This window comes from Paenibacillus rhizoplanae (assembly GCF_042684125.1).
GTDB classification, from domain to species: domain Bacteria; phylum Bacillota; class Bacilli; order Paenibacillales; family Paenibacillaceae; genus Paenibacillus_AQ; species Paenibacillus_AQ rhizoplanae.
Window position 1 is genome coordinate 77,875 of record NZ_JBHUKY010000054.1, and the last position, 17,485, is coordinate 95,359.

21 protein-coding genes and 1 riboswitch are annotated in these 17,485 nt (G+C 54.1%); of the genes, 3 read left to right on the forward strand and 18 right to left on the reverse strand.

The window, feature by feature from the left end:
* Positions 1-24 precede the first annotated feature (24 nt).
* Positions 25-684: a helix-turn-helix transcriptional regulator gene (locus tag ACFSX3_RS23915; RefSeq protein WP_209990005.1), complete on the forward strand. Its 660-nt coding sequence runs from the start codon at positions 25-27 to the stop codon at positions 682-684.
* Positions 685-721: 37 nt separating this feature from the next.
* Here the strand turns inward: ACFSX3_RS23915 and ACFSX3_RS23920 are convergent, their stop codons facing one another.
* From ACFSX3_RS23920 to ACFSX3_RS23945, 6 genes are all read right to left on the reverse strand, one after another.
* The gene (locus tag ACFSX3_RS23920; protein ID WP_209990003.1) at positions 722-1,306 is read right to left on the reverse strand and encodes a TetR/AcrR family transcriptional regulator; all 585 of its coding nucleotides are present in this window, start codon (positions 1,304-1,306) and stop codon (positions 722-724) included.
* A complete protein-coding gene (locus tag ACFSX3_RS23925; protein WP_209990001.1) occupies positions 1,299-2,027 on the reverse strand; it encodes an MBL fold metallo-hydrolase in 729 nt (242 codons plus the stop codon). The genes ACFSX3_RS23920 and ACFSX3_RS23925 overlap by 8 nt, the downstream gene beginning before the upstream one ends.
* A 194-nt stretch (positions 2,028-2,221) precedes the next feature.
* Positions 2,222-2,998 (reverse strand): phosphate ABC transporter ATP-binding protein PstB, encoded by a 777-nt coding sequence (pstB, locus tag ACFSX3_RS23930; protein ID WP_209990000.1) that lies wholly within the window; start codon positions 2,996-2,998, stop codon positions 2,222-2,224.
* A 97-nt stretch (positions 2,999-3,095) separates the two neighbouring features.
* Complete coding sequence (pstA, locus tag ACFSX3_RS23935; RefSeq protein ID WP_209989998.1) at positions 3,096-3,992, reverse strand: phosphate ABC transporter permease PstA; 897 nt, start codon at positions 3,990-3,992, stop codon at positions 3,096-3,098.
* Positions 3,989-4,822, reverse strand: coding sequence for a phosphate ABC transporter permease subunit PstC (gene pstC, locus ACFSX3_RS23940; RefSeq protein ID WP_379256465.1), 834 nt, complete (start codon positions 4,820-4,822; stop codon positions 3,989-3,991). The genes pstA and pstC overlap by 4 nt, the downstream gene beginning before the upstream one ends.
* 166 nt (positions 4,823-4,988) lie before the next feature.
* On the reverse strand, positions 4,989-5,936 hold the full coding sequence (locus tag ACFSX3_RS23945) for a phosphate ABC transporter substrate-binding protein PstS family protein (RefSeq protein ID WP_209989994.1): 948 nt from the start codon (positions 5,934-5,936) through the stop codon (positions 4,989-4,991).
* A 259-nt stretch (positions 5,937-6,195) separates the two neighbouring features.
* Here ACFSX3_RS23945 and ACFSX3_RS23950 point away from each other — a divergent pair, with 259 nt between their 5' ends.
* Positions 6,196-7,113, forward strand: a complete 918-nt coding sequence (locus ACFSX3_RS23950) for a LysR substrate-binding domain-containing protein (protein WP_209989991.1) — start codon at positions 6,196-6,198, stop codon at positions 7,111-7,113.
* A gap of 37 nt (positions 7,114-7,150) precedes the next feature.
* Here ACFSX3_RS23950 and ACFSX3_RS23955 read toward each other — a convergent pair whose 3' ends face one another.
* The 10 genes from ACFSX3_RS23955 to ACFSX3_RS24000 all read right to left on the reverse strand — a co-directional run bounded on the left by ACFSX3_RS23955 (position 7,151) and on the right by ACFSX3_RS24000 (position 14,865).
* Positions 7,151-7,987, reverse strand: a complete 837-nt coding sequence (locus ACFSX3_RS23955) for a class I SAM-dependent methyltransferase (RefSeq protein ID WP_209989990.1) — start codon at positions 7,985-7,987, stop codon at positions 7,151-7,153.
* Between the two features lie 73 nt (positions 7,988-8,060).
* On the reverse strand, positions 8,061-8,975 hold the full coding sequence (locus ACFSX3_RS23960) for a DMT family transporter (RefSeq protein ID WP_209989988.1): 915 nt from the start codon (positions 8,973-8,975) through the stop codon (positions 8,061-8,063).
* A 181-nt stretch (positions 8,976-9,156) separates the two neighbouring features.
* Positions 9,157-10,293: a zinc-dependent alcohol dehydrogenase gene (locus ACFSX3_RS23965; RefSeq protein WP_209989986.1), complete on the reverse strand. Its 1,137-nt coding sequence runs from the start codon at positions 10,291-10,293 to the stop codon at positions 9,157-9,159.
* Positions 10,294-10,384: 91 nt separating this feature from the next.
* On the reverse strand, positions 10,385-11,197 hold the full coding sequence (locus tag ACFSX3_RS23970) for a VanW family protein (protein WP_209989984.1): 813 nt from the start codon (positions 11,195-11,197) through the stop codon (positions 10,385-10,387).
* 62 nt (positions 11,198-11,259) lie between these two features.
* Entirely contained in the window at positions 11,260-11,421 is a 162-nt protein-coding gene (locus tag ACFSX3_RS23975; protein ID WP_209989982.1) for a hypothetical protein, read from the reverse strand.
* A gap of 96 nt (positions 11,422-11,517) precedes the next feature.
* Positions 11,518-12,240 carry a 7-carboxy-7-deazaguanine synthase QueE gene (queE, locus tag ACFSX3_RS23980; protein WP_209990244.1) on the reverse strand — a complete coding sequence of 241 codons (723 nt, stop codon included), beginning with the start codon at positions 12,238-12,240 and terminating at the stop codon, positions 11,518-11,520.
* Positions 12,233-12,715 (reverse strand): 6-pyruvoyl trahydropterin synthase family protein, encoded by a 483-nt coding sequence (locus ACFSX3_RS23985; protein WP_209989980.1) that lies wholly within the window; start codon positions 12,713-12,715, stop codon positions 12,233-12,235. Before ACFSX3_RS23985 ends, queE begins: the two co-directional genes overlap by 8 nt.
* Complete coding sequence (gene queC / locus ACFSX3_RS23990) at positions 12,700-13,380, reverse strand: 7-cyano-7-deazaguanine synthase QueC (protein ID WP_209989978.1); 681 nt, start codon at positions 13,378-13,380, stop codon at positions 12,700-12,702. Before queC ends, ACFSX3_RS23985 begins: the two co-directional genes overlap by 16 nt.
* Positions 13,381-13,425: 45 nt before the next feature.
* Entirely contained in the window at positions 13,426-13,926 is a 501-nt protein-coding gene (queF, locus tag ACFSX3_RS23995) for a preQ(1) synthase (RefSeq protein ID WP_209989975.1), read from the reverse strand.
* An 82-nt stretch (positions 13,927-14,008) separates the two neighbouring features.
* Positions 14,009-14,052, reverse strand: a riboswitch (PreQ1 riboswitch).
* Between the two features lie 72 nt (positions 14,053-14,124).
* On the reverse strand, positions 14,125-14,865 hold the full coding sequence (locus tag ACFSX3_RS24000) for a ZIP family metal transporter (RefSeq protein ID WP_209989972.1): 741 nt from the start codon (positions 14,863-14,865) through the stop codon (positions 14,125-14,127).
* Positions 14,866-15,029: 164 nt separating this feature from the next.
* Between ACFSX3_RS24000 and ACFSX3_RS24005 the strand changes: the two genes are divergently transcribed.
* Entirely contained in the window at positions 15,030-15,365 is a 336-nt protein-coding gene (locus ACFSX3_RS24005; protein ID WP_209989969.1) for a hypothetical protein, read from the forward strand.
* 196 nt (positions 15,366-15,561) lie between these two features.
* Here ACFSX3_RS24005 and murB read toward each other — a convergent pair whose 3' ends face one another.
* Both murB and ACFSX3_RS24015 read right to left on the reverse strand, forming a co-directional pair.
* The gene (murB, locus tag ACFSX3_RS24010; protein WP_209989966.1) at positions 15,562-16,476 is read right to left on the reverse strand and encodes a UDP-N-acetylmuramate dehydrogenase; all 915 of its coding nucleotides are present in this window, start codon (positions 16,474-16,476) and stop codon (positions 15,562-15,564) included.
* A 191-nt stretch (positions 16,477-16,667) separates the two neighbouring features.
* Positions 16,668-17,474 (reverse strand): ABC transporter ATP-binding protein, encoded by an 807-nt coding sequence (locus tag ACFSX3_RS24015; RefSeq protein WP_209989963.1) that lies wholly within the window; start codon positions 17,472-17,474, stop codon positions 16,668-16,670.
* Between the last annotated feature and the right edge of the window lie 11 nt (positions 17,475-17,485).

Below are 17,485 nucleotides of genomic sequence, written 5' to 3' on the forward strand. Positions count from 1 at the left end.
ATAGCTGCAAAAAGGAGGTGCACCATGAGCCGGAATGAAATCAAAAAAGATGTATCCACCAGTACCCGAAGAGCGATCATTAATCTGTTAAAGGAACGCGGGGGCATGGATGTTGTGGCACTCTCCTCTCAATTTTCGCTGTCTGGAATGGCTATTCGCCAACATTTGAATGCGCTGAAGGAAGAAGGATTGGTTACAAATGTGGAAGAGGCGCGTCCCATGGGCCGGCCCACCAAGCTATGGATATTAACGCCCGCGGCTAATCGTTTTTTCCCAACCGGATATTCGGATTTATCCATCAGTCTCATTCAGTCGATGAAGGAAGCTTTTGGTAACGAAGGGCTGGACAAGCTGCTGGATGTTCGAAATAAAAAGATGCAGGCACAATATCTCGAGCATCTTGGTGCGGCATCGGAGGTTAGAGAGAAATTAGAGAAACTGGCCGAGATTCGAACGAATGAAGGTTATATGGCCGAGGTTAAGGAGCAGGAGGATGGCAGTCTCTTATTCATCGAGAAACATTGCCCGATCTGTGAAGCGGCGGCTGTATGTACCGGGTTATGCAAGAATGAGTTGCATTTATTTAAAACAGTTCTAGGCGATGATGTTCATATTGAACGGGGGGAGTACCTTTTAAAGGGAGGCAGAAACTGCAGCTACACCGTTAGGCCAAATCAGCCGTAACAAAAAGAGCAACCTCACTTGGAGATTGCTCTTTTTGTCATTTCAGGCTTGCTGCGTCTGATCCCATACAGCCGATTCCGGCAATATAGGTGTTAATCAACCGGGTAAGAGTGACATTCAGGTCCAGCGGCATTGCAAATCCGCCTTGATGCTCCAGAGTGGAGAAGCCGTGCAGGATACTCCGTAGTCCCCTTACGGCATGTAGCCTCCCTTCCTCATCCAGTCCGAAGCCGGATAACACCTGGAGGATCAGCGAGAGGATCTTCCCGCCTGCTGCTTCCAGAGCTGTGTCTCCCTGCTCCGGTGCTTTCAGAGTTGTCTGATACAGTCCCGGATGCTGTCTGGTGAACTCAATGTAGGCCTGGCTCATGGCATGAACGGCAACCTCTCCACTGACACCTTCCATTGCCGCAGACATGACCTCATACAGCTGCTCCAGGCCATATACTGCCATCAGTGTACGCAGCCCCGCAAGTCCGTTAATGTGATTATAGAGTGACGGGGAACGGACACCCAGCTTCGCGGCAAGTGCAGCCAGCGTCACTTCTTCCACTCCGTATTCATCCGCCAGCTCTGCGGCAGCCAGCACCAGCGTGTGCGTGTCCAGACCTGCTCTAGCCATGTACCCTCTCTCCTCCCTTTACTTGCCCTTCAGCCTCCGCAGCCGCCCGTTTCATCGCCTCTACCGGAGCTATAAGCAGATCACCATGTCCTACCGCCAGTACAGTTGGGGCAAGATCAATCAGCCTGTAGGCACTGACCAAGGCCTGTTCGGGGCTCCAAGTCGCCATAGCCGGAAAAGGAAACCAGGCGACCTTCTTGCCGGACACCGCCGTGGCCCGGAAGGTCTGAAACGCATCGCCAACGATCATCGCCCCACTGCGCCGGTCCTGGAAAGACATCGATCCCGGCGTATGTCCGGGAGTGCTGAACGCCGTCAGCGAGCCGATACTATCGCCGTCATGCAGCAGAATGTCGGGCCGGGTTACTATTTTGGCGGGTACACTGCCCTTAATGGGAGTCTGCAGCTCACCGGCTCTGAGCGAGCGGTCACCAGCCAATAATGCAGCATCCCGCTCCGAGATATAGACCTTAGCCTCCGGTACCTGCTTCTTCAAAGCATCAAGTGCCCCGACATGATCCATGTGGCCATGGGTCAGAATGATGCGGGTCAGCGGCTTACCGAGCTTGGCGGCCTGACTCAGAATGCCTTGCAGACTGTAGGACATTCCCGCGTCTATAAGGGTAAGCTCCTGTTCTTCTTCGATCAAATAGCAATTCACTGGAAAAATACGCGGCAGCCACGTCAGCTGATGCAAATGGCCTTCTCTTGTTACTCTCATTGTAACTTCCTCCTCAAAACTAATCTAATTAGTTAAAATATAAACTAAGATGGTTAGTTTTGCAAGAGTTAATTAAAAATACCCGCTCCACCTAGGCAAAAATCAAAAACACCACCCGCAATGGATGGTGTCTGAACGACCCGTGTTATCAGTTTTATCGATTTTGTCTATACCCGTCTGTACCTGTCTCCCGATCAGCCAAACCGGCCCATAATGTACTCCTGCGTCATCTGGTTCTCGGGGTTCGTGAAGACCTTCTCGGTCTTGTCGTATTCCACAAGGGAGCCGAGATAGAAGTAGGCGGTGTAGTCCGAGATCCGCGCGGCCTGCTGCATGTTGTGGGTGACAATCACGATGCGCAGCTGCTCCTTGAGCTCTTTGATCAGCTCTTCCACCTTGCCGGTCGATACCGGGTCAAGTGCCGAAGCCGGCTCATCGAGCAGCAGGATCTGCGGGTTGACCGACAGCGCCCGGGCGATACACAGGCGCTGTTGCTGTCCGCCGGACAACGCCAGAGCGGAGTCCTTCAAGCGGTCTTTGACCTCGTCCCACAAGGCGGCGCGGCGCAGGCTGCTCTCCACGATTTCATCCAGCGCCTGCTTGCCCTTGATGCCATGATATTTCGGGCCGAAGGCGATATTGTCGTAGATCGATTTATAGAACGGATTGGGCTTCTGCCAGACCATGCCGATTTTTTGCCGCAGCTTGATTACATCCGTGCCTGTAGCATTGATATCCACACCGTCAATCCAGATGCTGCCTTTGGTTGTAGAGCCTGAAATATCGTCATTCATCCGGTTGAGCGACCGCAGGAAGGTAGATTTCCCGCAGCCCGACGGGCCGATCAATGCGGTTACCGTATTCTGGGCAAAAGGAAGACTAATCCCCTTCACCGCCTCATACGTGCCATAATAAATACTCAGATCCTCCGTTTGAAATGATTCGCGCACCACTGGTTCCGCTATTCCCATCTCGTACTCCTCCTAAAAGTTATGATAGCATACTCGCTTCTGACTCTTCTGCGCAAAACTCGCTTCGGAAGCCTATGCCCTCTTGTATCTAACAAGCCTAGCTCATTCTCTTGGATGCAGTAAGCTTGCGGTAGATGAATCTGCCGAAGAAACGGGCAGCCAGATTGAAGATCAATACGGTCAGCACCAGGACGGCTGAAGCCCCTGCTGCGATCTGCAGCGCATCCGGCGCCAGGCCTTCACTGTTGACCTTCCAGATATGCACCGCCAGCGTCTCCGCCGGACGGAACGGGTTAAGCGGTGAGGAAGGACTCAGCGGATTCCAGTTGCTGAAGTCCAGGCGCGGGCTGCTCATTCCTGCGGTGAACATCAGCGCGGCCGCTTCACCGAACACGCGGCCGGCCGACAGGATCGTGCCGGTGATAATAGTCGGCAAGGCTACCGGGAGCAATACCGAGGTAACGATCTTCCACTTGGATAATCCGAGCGCGAAGCCTGCCTCCTTCTGCTGCTTAGGCACCGTGCGGAAGGCTTGCTCCGTAATACGCACCATCAGCGGAAGGTTGAAGAAGGTTAACGCGAGCGCACCCGAGATCAGGGAGAACCCGAGATTGAAGGTGTTGACGATCAGCAAGAGACCAAACAGTCCCACGATAATCGACGGGAAGGAAGACAATACCTCCACGACCAGACGGATGAAGTTGGTCAGCTTGCCGGGACGGGCATACTCCGCCATGAAGATTCCGGCACCCAGCCCCAGCGGCACGGTGATGATCAAGGTCAGCACCAGCAGGAACAAGGAGTTGAATAGCTGCGGCCCGACGCCTCCGCCTGCGCGGATCTTTTGCGGCGCCGAGGTCAGGAAGTCCCAGCTAATATGACTCATGCCGCGGATCAGGATATACCCGAGTAAGCTAACCAGGATGGCTACAATCAGCAAGGCCAGGGTTACTATAATGGCAGTGGCTACTTTGTCAGCAGTTCTAGGCTTCAAATTCTATTTCTCCTTTCGAGCATTCTCACCAGCAGGACGAATACAAAGGTCATCAGCATCAGCACGAGCGCCATACTCCACAGCGCATTGTTCTGCGGTGAACCCATCGTTGTATTCCCCATACCCAGCGTGATAACACTGGTAAGGGTGGATGCGGACTCGAACAGGGAGTGCGGCACGAACGGCGCGTTACCGATAACCATCTGCACGGCAAGGGCCTCGCCGAAGGCGCGGGCCATGCCAAGCACTACACCCGTCATAATCGCCGGGAAGGTCGTCGGGAGAATAACCCGGGAGATCGTCTGCCAGCGTGTGGCACCGAGCGCAAAGGATGATTCTTTCAAGTTTTGCGGCAATGAAGCAAGCGCGTCTGCAGCCACGCTGGTAATCGTCGGCAGAATCATGACCGACAGCACTAGCGCGCCTGCAGCCACCCCGATGCCCTGTCCGGGCAGCGTATCCCGCAGAAATGGAACAATGACGCTTAAGCCTACGAAGCCGTAGACAACGGATGGAATACCTGACAGCAGCTCGATGACCGGCTGCAGCAGCTTTTTACCCCAGCCCGGCACAATCTCAGTCATGAAGAGCGCCGCGCAGATGCTGAGCGGACTTGCGATAAGTGCAGCCAGCAGCGTGACCAGGAAGGAACCCGAGATGAACGGGAAGGCTCCATAGGATGGCGTGTCTGCTTCAGGCGACCACTTCGTGCCGAACAGGAATTCTGAGACCTTGACCTCACCGTTAACGAAATTGGCAACGCCTTTGGAGGCTACGAAATAGACCATGGATACAATGATGACAATGAGCAGCAGCACGCAAAAGGACATATAAATACGTCCGATTAAATTTTCTATATGATGTTTTTCCAGCCGCTTGTTTGTTGGTTGTCCCCTCAAGATTGCTCCCTCTTTCTAAAGTGAAAAGAGAGGCAGAAGATATCCGCCTCTAATCACATTAAAGTTCAAATCATTTAACCTTGTGAACCAATGAAGCTTATTTAGGTGTTACAGTACCTGCAACATCACGGGATACCTGCATTTTGGAAGCCGGGATGTAGCCAAGCTCGACCACGTCGCCAGTCTGTACTTCATCCGTCAGGAAGTAATCAAGGAACGCTTTTACAGTCTCATTAGGTTCACCGTTAGTGTACATGTGCTCGTAAGCCCACACCGGATATTTACCGGCCACTACGTTGTCAACAGAAGGCTCAACGCCGTCATAACTTAGAGTTTTTACGGAATCATCGAGGTAGGACAGCGCCAGGTAACCGATCGCTCCTGGTGTTTCACCGATCATTTTCTTAACTGTACCGGAGGAATCCTCTTGGATCGAACCCTTCAGGTCTTCGGTTTTGGTGCCAAGGGCGAAGCTTTCAAAGGTAGCACGGGTACCCGAGCTTGCCGGACGGTTGATGATCTGGATGGCCTGGTCTGCACCGCCGACCTCTTTCCAGTTCATGATTTTACCGGTGAAAATGTCCACCAGCTGTTGCTTGGTCAAGCTGTCTACGCCTGCCTTCGGGTTGCTTACTGCTGCAATCGCTACAACCGCCACCTGGTGATCTACCAGCTCAGCCGCCTTCGCTGCATCCTTCAGCTTCTCTTCCGCGAATACGTCCGAGTTCCCGATATCGACTTGCTTCTCAGAGACCTGAGTCAAGCCCGTTCCGCTGCCGCCGCCTTGAACCTGAATGTCCACGCCTGCATTCGCATCCATGAATTTCTCAGCTACCTGCTCTACGAGCGGCTGAAGTGCTGTGGAGCCTGACGCCAGGACCGAACCGCTTAGCTTCGCACCGCTGCTGGTTTCTGTGTTTGTAGCAGCCGGTGTATTCCCTCCGTTATTGGTTGTTGCCTTATTTCCCCCGTTGTTGCCGCATGCTGAAAGTGCCAGTACGCTTGTAAGAGTCAAAGCCATGATCCACGATTTTTTGAATTGCATTGTTTTTTTTCCTCCTAAAGGTTTTGTGAGTGTCTGCTGCGTTCCTTCTGCTTCGTACAAAACTCACTTGGGAAGCATTATTGTGTGTCTATCAGCTTCTCTTCTGACTCTTCTTATTCTAGGGCCCGTTCGTTAGATAAAAGTACTGAGTTTGTAAACCGAAGGATAAAAGTTATAATATAGATTGAATAATTAAATAGATAATATCTATATCGAAACAACAATAGGGGTCTTTTTGCCCCATCCCGGAGGAATCTTCATGAACCTTGTAAAGCTGCAAATCTTAGTTCTCATCGAAAAATATAAAAAAGTTACGGATGTAGCCGCAGAGATGAACCTTAAGCAGCCTACCGTCTCCTTCCATATGAAAAGTCTGGAGAGTGAGCTTGGCGCTTCCCTCTTCCAATACCGGAGCGGCCGCGTCCTGCTGACGGATGCCGGACGCGCTTTGTATCAATATGCGGTCCGCATTGTCTCGCTAAGCGCGGAGGCGGAGCGGACGGTCAAGCAGTTCACCTCGCTCGCCTCGGGGAATCTGGAGCTTACCGCCAGCGATATCCCTGCCAGTTATCTTGTGCCCAAACTGCTGTCCCAATTCACACAGCATTATGACGGGATCGATGTCTATTTGTCCGTGCTGCCGGATGACGCCGTCCGGGAACGTCTGCGCAGCCGGGAAATCCAGCTCGCCGTGCTGCACAGTACAGAGGGCCAGGATGATACCTTCCATACGCAGGTGATTGCTGAAGAGGAGACCGTACTGGTCTTTGCGCCGGAGCATCCCTTTGCCGGGGAGCAGGAGCTGACCGCCCAAGCCGTAGCACGCGAGCCTTGGGTCCAGCATGAAGCCGCCTCCTTCCTGCGCGGAATCTCCGACCAGTGGGCACAGCTTAATAACGTAAGGGTATGGAATCATGCGGTGCTGGGCTCGCCGGAGGCAGTCAAGGGGATGCTCTACACAGGTAGAATGGTGGGAGTGTTCTCCCGCTCCGGGATTGAGGCTGAAGTAGCGGCGGGCCGTCTGGCCTACGCCAGGCTACCGGGAATACTTCCGGATAACGGGTCTTTTGTGCTGGCTTGGCGTAAGGATTATACACTGTCTCCGCTCCAGCAGGCTTTTGCCGGGATGGCAGCGGGTTCTGCAACAAAAAACGGTATCCCCGGAGCGCCTGTGTAACTGCGCTAACGGGGATACCGTGTGGTGGTGAACCTTATTATCTTTTGACAGCAACCAGGGTGAAAGTCTTGGGAATTCCCTTATCGTACACATCCGACGACAGGTTAGGCTCCTCCACCAGCTCCTTAATCACAAGTCCGCTGGCTGCGGCAGCGGTAACCAGCTCGCCCAGCGTCCAGCGCCGCCAGTAGACGACATTCGGCTTGTCCGCCTCCGATGCTCCTCCTGAAGAAGGCATGTATTTGGAATAGGACACCTGCTTCTCTTCAAGCGCCGTATCAAAATAATCCCCGCTCACCTTATGCTTTCGCACCTTGGCCGTTGAGCCCTTGGAGGAGATCAGCTTGGTCGTTACCGGATGGAAATCCCGCAGCACGAACGTCCCGCCCGGTGCCAGCAAGCGGTATGCGGTAGCCATGAACGGAGCCAAATCCGTAAAATAATGAACAATCCCCATTTCAGCAAAAACCGTATCATAAGAGCCGTTAAGGTGCGCTTCCGGCAACTCCAGGACATCCGAAACGATATAGTCAAGCTGCACCCCGGCCGCCTGCGCGAGTTCACCGGCATAACGGGCATTGGCCTCCGAAAAATCTGCGACAGTCACCTCAGCCCCCAGCAGCCCTAGTGCCACCGCCTTCATGCCGTTAGAGCCCATCAGATTCATGATCCTCCGGCCCTTCACTTCACCGAGATAGGTATTCAGCGGATACAGCTTCCCCGCAGGGTCCCTGAGCAGCTTCTCCGCAGCCTCCACAGGGGTTCCGAACCGGCTGGTCCAGGCCGCATAGGTATCCTCATTCCACAGCTCCTCACTGGTAGGTGCCGCCTCCTTATGGAGGCCAGCCGGTTCATTCTGATTAGGTTCATTCATTGCTTTCGTTACCCCTTTATCTATGTTCTATAAAATGTAATCAAGTTTGCCTCACAGGTCTGTCCGCGTATAGCTACGAAGCGTTCGGCAGAGACTGCCGGAGCTTCAGCGCTTTCCTGCGCCCGGCATACAGATAGACGCCAAGCCCGGCCATGACAAGTACGCCGCCCGCCCACTGCAGGCCGCTAAGCTGCTCACCCAGCAGCAGGAACGCTAGAATGCTCGCGCCGACAGGCTCTCCCAGGATATTCATCGAGACGGTAGTCGCTGACGTATATTGCAGCAGCCAGTTGAACAGGATATGGCCGAAGACGGTCGGCACCACCGCCAGCAGGACGAAGATTCCCCATTCCCGGGCCGGATAATCGAAGAACGGGGTGCCGGTCACGAGATTGTAGACAGCAAATACGGCGGCCGCCGCGATAAATACAATCAGGCTGTACAGATAGGACGGCATACGCGCCACCAGCTTTTGTCCAAGCAGCATATGTGCGGCTACCGCCACGGTTCCGCCAACCGACAGCATGTCGCCCTTCAGATTCTCAGCAGACAAGCCAATGTCTCCCCAGCCGATAAAAGTAACGCCGAAGATGGCAATCGCCATCCCCAGAATGGCAGAGATCGAGTTACGCTCTTTATACAGTATGTACGCACCGAGCATAATGAATAACGGCTCCAGCGCCATGATCATCGTCGAGCTGGCCACCGAGGTATAATTCAACGAACCCATCCAGAGCAGAAAATGCAGGGCAAGCATGACACCGGACACTCCCAGCAGCAGCCAGTCCTTCCGCCGCAGCTGAAAGAGTGCCCCGCTATAGGGACGGGCGAACGGCAGCATCAGCAGCGAGGTGAACAGCAGACGGTACATCCCTTGGACCGATACGGGCGCGGAGGACCATTTAATGAAGATGGAAGAAAACGAGATGGCCACAATTCCGATTACCATCAAGAGAGGAACGGGAACGGGCGGTTTATGGGTACGCATGACAGAACGCCCTTTCATGGGATGTAAGACTCATTATGTTAATTTAACGTAAATCGGCGAAAAATGCAGCATTTTTTCACAATAATTATTCTATACCGAACGCATAAACAAAGGCACGGAATCCGCGGATAACGGGTCCCATGCCTTATAGAAGCTCAACTGACAGAGGCTACTCCTACTGTTACGGCTTAAGCACTACCTTGATACAGTCCTCTTCCTTCTCCTGAAACACCTTATAGCCATGCTCTGCGCGGCTGATCGGCAGCCGGTGGGTGATGATATCTGTGGGATCGAACTTCTTCTCCTTAATCATCTTGTAGAGCTCAGGCATATAATGAATCACGGGAGCCTGTCCCATCTTCAACGTGATATTGCGTTCGAACAGATGGCCCAATGGGAACATATTGTAATTCAGGCCATAGACGCCGATTAACTGGATGGTGCCGAACTTGCGGACCACCTCGGAGGCGATACGGAAAGCCCCCAGTGAGCCGCCCTGCAGCATCAAGGCTGTCTCCACCTTCTCCACAACCGTCTTCTTGGCATCCAGTCCCACGCAGTCGATCACCACATCAGCTCCGCCGCGTGTAATCTCCTTAAGGTTCAGCTCTACATCCTTGGTCTGCTCAAAATTCACCGTCTCCACGTAATTTGTCAGCTTCGCATGCTGGAGCCGGTAATCGACATAGTCCACCGCGATGACACGGGATGCCCCTTTCATCCAGGCAAACTTCTGTGTCAGCAGACCTACCGGGCCACAGCCAAGCACAATGACGGTATCACCGGGCTTCACTCCGGCATTCTCGACACCCCACCAGGCAGTCGGGACAATATCCGAGAGGAACAACAGCTGCTCGTCTTCCATCTCCGCGTCCTCCGGGACGACAAACGGCCCGAAGTTGCCGTAAGGCACCCGTAGCAGCTCCGCCTGCCCTCCGGCGAATCCGCCGTATGAATCCGAATAGCCCAGATAGCCGCCGGTATCCTTCGCTTCATTCGCATGGTCACATTGGCTCTCCATCTCATGCTGGCAGAAGAAGCATTGCCCGCATGCTACATTGAACGGGACAATGACCCGGTCGCCCCTCTTGACCCTGGTAACCTCCGGGCCCACCTCTTCCACAATCCCCATCGGCTCATGTCCGATAATGTAGTCATCATGCATTCCCGGTATTTCCCCGTTATAGATATGCAGATCCGATCCGCAAATAGCGGTTGTGGTTATGCGGACGAGGATGTCATCCTTCTTCTCCAGCCGCGCATCGGCGACCTCCTTGACCTCTACCTTCTTCTTGCCTTGATAGGTTACTGCCTTCATAAGTGTCGGTCACTCCTTCGGAAGTAAGATTATGGACATAGCAAGCTGATCGGAACAGCCTTACTATGGTATAACCCCAAATCCTGCGGATTTATCCGTGCAGCAGCGGAGAATACATCATCAGCGCATGATTCTCTGCCACCGCTTCGTCACCAGCCAGCTCTCCGCTATGCGTCAGCACTCTGCGCCGGATCGCGTTGCGCCGGATATACCCGCCCCAAGGCTCCAGACTGATACGGTGCCCGTCTTCATAGACTTCATAATGGTAGAGCTGCTGTCCTTCACAGCGCCATTCTCCGTGCAGATGGGTCTCATCCAGATGCAGCTTAAGCTGATAAGCAACTTGTGTATCATTGCGAAGCTGGAGATCCAGATAATTATAAGCACAGGTCGCCCCGCTGCCAAAAGGCTGAGTCCGCTGCTCATCGGGAAAGACATCATAGCTGTGCCGGTGCCGTTCGGTAACCGTCAGCGGCGTATGCAGCGTCATCCAGTAGATGAGATTGGACAATTGGCAGAGCCCGCCGCCTGTGCCGGAACGGAACCCGCCATAATGGAGCACCATTCCGTCCAGGTAGCCCTTTCTCCTTGTAGGCTTGCCGATCCTGCGCCAATAGGAGAAGCTCTCGCCCGGTTGAATGACAAGCCCGTCCAGCTTCGCCACCGCGAGCCTCAGGTTCACGATTTTGTTGTGCTGAAGCTGCATATCCACATTGCGCAATTTGCGCAGCAGCGGTGTAGCATGGCTGGCCGCTTCGTACTGCAGAGCTTCACCGCGCTGTTCTGTAGCTAAGCGTCCGCTGGCTGTGATCCATTTCCAGTATCTTTTCCAGGTAAAATACCGCTTCCCTGCATACAACCTCAGCTTGGAACGCCGGATAGGCTTCATAGCCTTCATCGTCATTGCATATCCCCCCCCCCCCCCCCGTGTAGCAATTCTGCCGATTCTATAATTATATTAATCCTCTACTCTGGAAGCTTCTCAGAGATTACCAGAATAAATGTAGCGAGCGGTCCCAGCAGCAACGACAACAGAAACCAGTTCATTCCGCTCCGGTTCTTCCCTTGCGCCAGTCCGGCATTAATCAGAGCCAGTGTACCCCAGCCTGCGTAATATCCATTACCCATTCTATTTCCACCTCTGTTTCCTGCAAATAGTAAAAGACCGGGCCTCCTTGCTCAAGAAGCCCTGTCTTCAGTATACCTAATCCTTATGAGAAAATCTTACTTTCCCCGCTTATTATGCCAGATCAGGGCATGCAGCTGCGGCAGCACGCGTGCGCGGTTCATCTGCGGATCGGCAATGACCTGCCCGAACAGCCATTCCAGCCGCTTCAGCAGACGGCCTGAGATGTCGCCTTCCTCGGTGACGTTATCGTTGCCCGGCTGCAGGAACAGCGGGACCTCAGGGTACCTGAAATGTACCTTGCGGGCATACTCATAGTCCTCCTGGTTAAAAACAACCACCTTCAGGCTATGCGCAGCCTTGCCGTTACCAGCGACTCTATGCATAATCTCATCCAGCTTATCCCAGTCCGTCTGCATCCCGGAGCTGGGCGGCTTGGGGCTGATCGTCAGCACATCCACTTCATGGAACCAATCCTGCCACCGGCTGCCCTGCGTCTCAATCGCCGCCTGGATGCCGCGTTCGTGGAGGAGGGAGATGAATTCTCCCATCGCCTCCCCGATCAATGCCGGGTTCCCCCCGGAGATGGTGACACAATTGAAGTTATCCCCGGCCAGCTCCAGCAGCCCGTCGAGAATTTCCTGCGGCGCAAGCATCGTCACTTTATCCTTGGCCGAGCCGTCCCAGGTGAAGGCGGAATCGCACCAGCCGCAGCGGTAGTCGCAGCCGTAGGTGCGGACGAACATCGTTTTGACGCCAATGACCGCCCCTTCCCCCTGAATCGTCGGACCGAACATTTCAATAACAGGGATTCTACTCATCATCGCAGCCTCCGTACAGCCGGTAAGCCGGTCCCTCCTCGGGTATATCTGCTGCCAGCACTTCAGCCCAGGAGGTAGGGGTCTCCCATAGCTTGACCGAATACACCGGCAACGCCGCCCGTTTCAGCTCATAGGCAATGTAGGCAGACAGATTCTCTGCTGTGGTGCGGAAGGAGAGCAGCGCGACTTTGGAGCTTGTCGCCATTAGCGTCTCCAGCACAGGCTCATTGCCCATCGCCAGAAAAGCATGATCCAGCCGCCCAACCACCGCCTCCTGCACAGCCGCCTTAATATCGCTGAAATCGATGACGAACCCTTCATCCGATTGCCCTTCCAGCGCGGACGGCACGCCCTTCAGCACTACCTCAAGCTTGTAGGTATGCCCATGCAGATTGCTGCATTTCCCCTTGTGCCCGATAAGCTGATGGGCAGCATCGAAGGTGAATATTTTGCAGACGGCTACTTCGCCCCGCATGATAGTCCCTCCTCCTGACACTCTGCCTCATATTGCTCCAGACCCCTCTGGCGCAGAAGACATGCCGGACAGGTGCCGCAGCCGCTGCCGATGATGCCGTTATAGCAGGTCAAAGTCTGCTCCCGGATATAATCGAACTGGCCAAGTTCGTCCGCCAGCTTCCAGGTTTGCTTCTTGTCCAGCCACATCAGCGGGGTATGAATGACGAACTCCACATCCATCGACAGATTAAGCGTGACATTCAGCGACTTCACAAATACATCGCGGCAGTCCGGGTACCCGCTGAAGTCCGTCTGGCAGACCCCGGTGATAATGTTGGAGTAGCCGAGCTGCTTGGCCAGAATGGCCGCGAAGGATAAGAACAGCAGATTACGTCCATCCACGAACGTGCTGGGCAGCTCCTCTCCCTCACCTGCGGTAATCTCAATATCATCCCGGGTCAAGGCGTTCGGAGCAAGCTGGTTCAGCAGCCCCAGGTCCAGAATATGCTGCTTCACGCCGAACCTCGCGGCAATCGCCTTGGCGACTTCAATCTCGGCCGCATGGCGCTGATTATAATTGAACGTGACCACCTGAACCTCCTGGAATTCCTGCAATGCCCATGCCAGGCAGGTCGTGCTGTCTTGGCCGCCGCTGAAGACGACTAATGCTTTTCTATTTACCATACTGATCTCTCCTCCTGATTGCTCTGCGAAGCTGGTTCCTGCGGATTAACGGTTGTCCACTTTCTCGGGATACAGATCATGATTCATCAGCCGGTGCTCGGCCATCGCCTCATATTTGGTTCCCGGACGCCCCCAGTTGCAGTAAGGATCAATGGAAATGCCGCCGCGCGGCGTGAATTTGCCCCACACCTCGATATAACGCGGCTCCATCAGCGAGATCAGATCATTCATAATAATGTTGACACAGTCCTCATGGAAATCCCCATGATTGCGGAAGCTGAACAGATAGAGCTTCAGTGACTTCGATTCCACCATCCGGATATCAGGAATGTACGAGATATACATCACCCCGAAATCCGGCTGACCGGTAACAGGACACAGGCTGGTGAACTCGGGACAGTTGAATTTGACAAAATAATCACGGCCGGGATGCTTGTTATCGAACGCCTCCAGAATCCCCGGATCATAGCCGAACTTGTACTGCGTGCCTTGGTTGCCCAGCAGGGTAACCTCCTGCATTTCCGCTTGTATTCTACCTTCTGACATGACAAAAAACCCCTCTCTTTTCCCTAGGCCCCTGGCCTGAACTGGAAAGAAGAACGAGATTTCGAAAACCTGGCTCTACTAAGATAGCTTAGTTTTTTATAGAGGGAGTTCGCGAACCTCTCCTGCGCGCGGCGCAGATTCCTTCTTTATCTTGGTGCGTCTTGAACTATACCATGATTGCAGCGGGCTTGACAACCCTCACAGCTGATCCAGAATCAGAGAGCACAGCAGTCCCATCGCAGCGATGAACCCCGTGAGCGGCCCGCCTTCTTCGTAGGCTTCGGGCATCATGCTGGAGGACACCATGGCAATAATTCCTCCCCCGGCAAAAGAGGCAATCAGCGCTTCCGTATACCCGCTTGCGTGATCCATGAACGCATACCCCGCCCCTGAGGCGAGGGTGGAGATCGCCAGTACGCCGAGCCACAGCAGCATGATCTTGCCTTTGCCATAGCCGTCCTGCTTCAGTCCAGCCGTGCTGGACAAGCCTTCAGGAATATTGCTGATGAAGATGGCAATGACCAGCAGCACGCTAACGCCCTGACCCGCAATGAGACTTGCGCCGATCATGATCGATTCAGGAATCGCATCCAGTACCGTTCCGGCAAAAATAGCCAGCCCTCCGCCCTTGGCATCGTTCTTCCCTGAAGGCGCTCTGGCTGAGCGCTTGCGTCCCGCTCCGCCTTTACGCGAGATCAGCCAGTCGAACACTGTGAACACCAGTGCTCCAGCGGTGAACCCGATAATCGTCGGGGCCAGCCCGCCGTCACTGGCAGAATCCTCTAGCAATTCATACGCCGCCGCGCCGATCAGCACCCCGGTACCGAACGCCATAATGAAGCCGATCAGCTTATTCGGAATACGCAGGAATAAGGCCAAGAGAGCGCCAATCAAGACCGCCGAGCCGGAGACTGCGCCCCATAATAAAGCGTTCCCCATTTGATTCACCTTCTTATAAGATATTGGCATCATTACAATGCATAAGAATAGTTTACACACGAATGAAGAAAGGCAAACACCCTGCATATTTCACGGATTCATTTGCATTGAAAGGGGTAACTTAGAATTAACAATCTCTATTAACCGAAGGATGGGATCATACTATGGAAGCAAACGTACAGAAGCTTATCGAGTGGCTGGAAGCCCGCAAGGATACAACACTGGTCATCGAAAAGCAGGAGCTGGAGGATCTGGACACCGTCCATTTCAAGCTGGAGACCGTTGACTACCGGAACGCTGAGGATGTCATTGATGATTATCTGGACAGTGCGGTCATTCTGCGCGGTACAGGCAGTACCCTGAATGCGGATGGAGAGCTGGTGCCCCTGCCGCAGCCGGGATATGAGCTGGCAGTGAGCGGACTACAGCTTCATGAAGTGTCCGAAGCCAAGGTGGATCTGCAGACAAGCCGGGCGAAATATTCTCTGGCCGTAAGCTGATCATCCGGCGGCTCCGGCCGTAAGAATCTAAAGAGGGTGCAGTGATAAGCCAACATTCCGGCTTAGAGCTGCACCCTTTTTCCAAATATAAGAATTTATGTTTTTCACGCTATAAATTATCCTTCTATTTCTCGCCGAAACGGCACCGTCCTTTAAAAGGACGGCAAAGTCGTTTCCACTTGGCAAAAACTATCGCCTATAATTCTTCCCCGATAATCTCCACTTCCGTCTCCAGCTCTACATCGAACTTGTGCTTCACCGCTGTGCGTACATGCTGGATCAATCCGATATAATCACTGGCCGTCGCATTGTCGGCGTTGATAATGAAGCCCGCATGCTTGCGTGAAACCTCTGCGCCTCCGATGCGCGTACCCTGAAGTCCGCTTTCCTGAATCAGCTGGCCCGCGAACCGGCCCGGCGGCCGCTTAAATACACTGCCGCAGGACGGATACTCCAGCGGCTGCTTCGATTCCCGCAGATAGGTTAACTCATCCATGGACGCCTTAATCGCGGCAGGATCGCCTGGCAGAAGCTTGAATCTCGCCTCCAGTACAATATATTGTCCGCTGGCGAAGATGCTGCTGCGGTATCCCCATTGCAGCTGATCGCTGTGCAGGGTGAGTAGCTGCCCGTTCTGATCGATCACGAGCGCACTGTGCAGCACATCCTTCACTTCCCCGCCGTAGGCTCCGGCGTTCATGTACAGTGCCCCGCCTACCGTGCCGGGGATGCCGCAGGCGAATTCCAGACCGGTGAGCTCCTGCTCCAGCGCATAGCCCGAGACATCGATAATCTTCGCCCCGCACTGCGCATAGAGCAGGCCGCCACGGATGCCCATCCCGGACAGATCCGAGGTCTGGAGCACGATGCCGCGGATGCCTCCGTCCCGGATAATAACATTGGAGCCGTTACCGAGAATCGTAAGCGGGATCTGATGATCATGGGCATAGGCAGAGATGCTCTGGATTTCTTCATATGTAACAGGGGCCGCCAGGACATCTGCTTCGCCGCCCATGCGGGTATAGACCAGATTCTTAAGGCTCTCGCGGCGCTTCAGCGAGCCTGCTGTAACTAGCGGCTGCAAATCCTCATATATGTTGTCAATATTCATCCTTCATACTCCTAACTCTATGAACAAGATAATGGTGATGCTCATCGCCGGGCAATCACGGCTTCAGCAACCACAACTTTATCAACGAACAGGCTCCCTTGTCAATGACAGGAGCCTGTTAAGTAGCTGCATACTGCATTATTATGTTTCAAATTTCCCAATTATACCCTATTCGCCAGCCGCTCCTCCTCCTACAGCCCGGCTACTTTGTACGCAGCCAGCTCATAAGGCAGACAGAGCGGCACACCTGTACGCGGATCAGGAACAATATCCGCCTCAATGCCGAATACCTCGCGCAGCACCGCCGGTGTCATTACCTCATTCGGAGCGCCTTCGCTGATCACATTGCCGGATTTGATCGCTACCATATGCTGCGCGTAACGGGAGGCATGGTTCAAATCATGGACCACCATAATAATCGTCCGGCCTTCCTGCTCATTCAGCTTCTGCAGCAGCTGAAGCACCTCCAGCTGATGGGCCATATCCAGGAAGGTCGTTGGTTCATCAAGGAACAGGATCTCCGTCTGCTGTGCCAGCGCCATAGCAATCCAGGCCCGCTGCCGTTGTCCGCCGGAGAGCCGGTCAATCGGCCGGTCATGGAATTCATTCATGCCGGTCAGGGCAATCGCTTCGGCAATAATGCTGCGGTCTTCAGGCGTCAGACTGCCGAAGCCCTTCTGATGCGGATACCGGCCATACCCCACCAGCTCGGATACCGTCAAGCCGTCCGGCGCGGTAGGATTCTGTGGTAGAATCGCCAATTGCCGGGCCACCTCTTTGGTGGACAGATTGTGAATCGACTTCCCGTCCAGCATGACATTCCCGCTCTTCGGCTTCATGATCCGGGCCATCGTCTTCAGAATCGTGGACTTCCCCGATCCGTTCGCCCCGACGAGCGCCGTAATCTTCCCTGTCGGAAGCGACAGATTCAGCCCCTTCACAATCATAGTCTCCGCATATCCGATGCTCAGCTGCTCTGTATTTAAACGTTCCGACATGATACACACTC

What these genes read in the sequence shown, in the direction of transcription:
- ACFSX3_RS23915 (WP_209990005.1), top strand. Translation starts at nt 25, where the DNA reads ATGAGCCGGAATGAAATCAAAAAAGATGTATCCACCAGTACCCGAAGA.
- ACFSX3_RS23920 (WP_209990003.1), bottom strand. Translation starts at nt 1,306, where the DNA reads ATGGCTAGAGCAGGTCTGGACACGCACACGCTGGTGCTGGCTGCCGCA.
- ACFSX3_RS23925 (WP_209990001.1), bottom strand. Translation starts at nt 2,027, where the DNA reads ATGAGAGTAACAAGAGAAGGCCATTTGCATCAGCTGACGTGGCTGCCG.
- pstB (WP_209990000.1), bottom strand. Translation starts at nt 2,998, where the DNA reads ATGGGAATAGCGGAACCAGTGGTGCGCGAATCATTTCAAACGGAGGAT.
- pstC (WP_379256465.1), bottom strand. Translation starts at nt 4,822, where the DNA reads ATGTCCTTTTGCGTGCTGCTGCTCATTGTCATCATTGTATCCATGGTC.
- ACFSX3_RS23945 (WP_209989994.1), bottom strand. Translation starts at nt 5,936, where the DNA reads ATGCAATTCAAAAAATCGTGGATCATGGCTTTGACTCTTACAAGCGTA.
- ACFSX3_RS23950 (WP_209989991.1), top strand. Translation starts at nt 6,196, where the DNA reads ATGAACCTTGTAAAGCTGCAAATCTTAGTTCTCATCGAAAAATATAAA.
- ACFSX3_RS23955 (WP_209989990.1), bottom strand. Translation starts at nt 7,987, where the DNA reads ATGAATGAACCTAATCAGAATGAACCGGCTGGCCTCCATAAGGAGGCG.
- ACFSX3_RS23960 (WP_209989988.1), bottom strand. Translation starts at nt 8,975, where the DNA reads ATGCGTACCCATAAACCGCCCGTTCCCGTTCCTCTCTTGATGGTAATC.
- ACFSX3_RS23965 (WP_209989986.1), bottom strand. Translation starts at nt 10,293, where the DNA reads ATGAAGGCAGTAACCTATCAAGGCAAGAAGAAGGTAGAGGTCAAGGAG.
- ACFSX3_RS23970 (WP_209989984.1), bottom strand. Translation starts at nt 11,197, where the DNA reads ATGACGATGAAGGCTATGAAGCCTATCCGGCGTTCCAAGCTGAGGTTG.
- ACFSX3_RS23975 (WP_209989982.1), bottom strand. Translation starts at nt 11,421, where the DNA reads ATGGGTAATGGATATTACGCAGGCTGGGGTACACTGGCTCTGATTAAT.
- queE (WP_209990244.1), bottom strand. Translation starts at nt 12,240, where the DNA reads ATGAGTAGAATCCCTGTTATTGAAATGTTCGGTCCGACGATTCAGGGG.
- ACFSX3_RS23985 (WP_209989980.1), bottom strand. Translation starts at nt 12,715, where the DNA reads ATGCGGGGCGAAGTAGCCGTCTGCAAAATATTCACCTTCGATGCTGCC.
- queC (WP_209989978.1), bottom strand. Translation starts at nt 13,380, where the DNA reads ATGGTAAATAGAAAAGCATTAGTCGTCTTCAGCGGCGGCCAAGACAGC.
- queF (WP_209989975.1), bottom strand. Translation starts at nt 13,926, where the DNA reads ATGTCAGAAGGTAGAATACAAGCGGAAATGCAGGAGGTTACCCTGCTG.
- ACFSX3_RS24000 (WP_209989972.1), bottom strand. Translation starts at nt 14,865, where the DNA reads ATGGGGAACGCTTTATTATGGGGCGCAGTCTCCGGCTCGGCGGTCTTG.
- ACFSX3_RS24005 (WP_209989969.1), top strand. Translation starts at nt 15,030, where the DNA reads ATGGAAGCAAACGTACAGAAGCTTATCGAGTGGCTGGAAGCCCGCAAG.
- murB (WP_209989966.1), bottom strand. Translation starts at nt 16,476, where the DNA reads ATGAATATTGACAACATATATGAGGATTTGCAGCCGCTAGTTACAGCA.
- ACFSX3_RS24015 (WP_209989963.1), bottom strand. Translation starts at nt 17,474, where the DNA reads ATGTCGGAACGTTTAAATACAGAGCAGCTGAGCATCGGATATGCGGAG.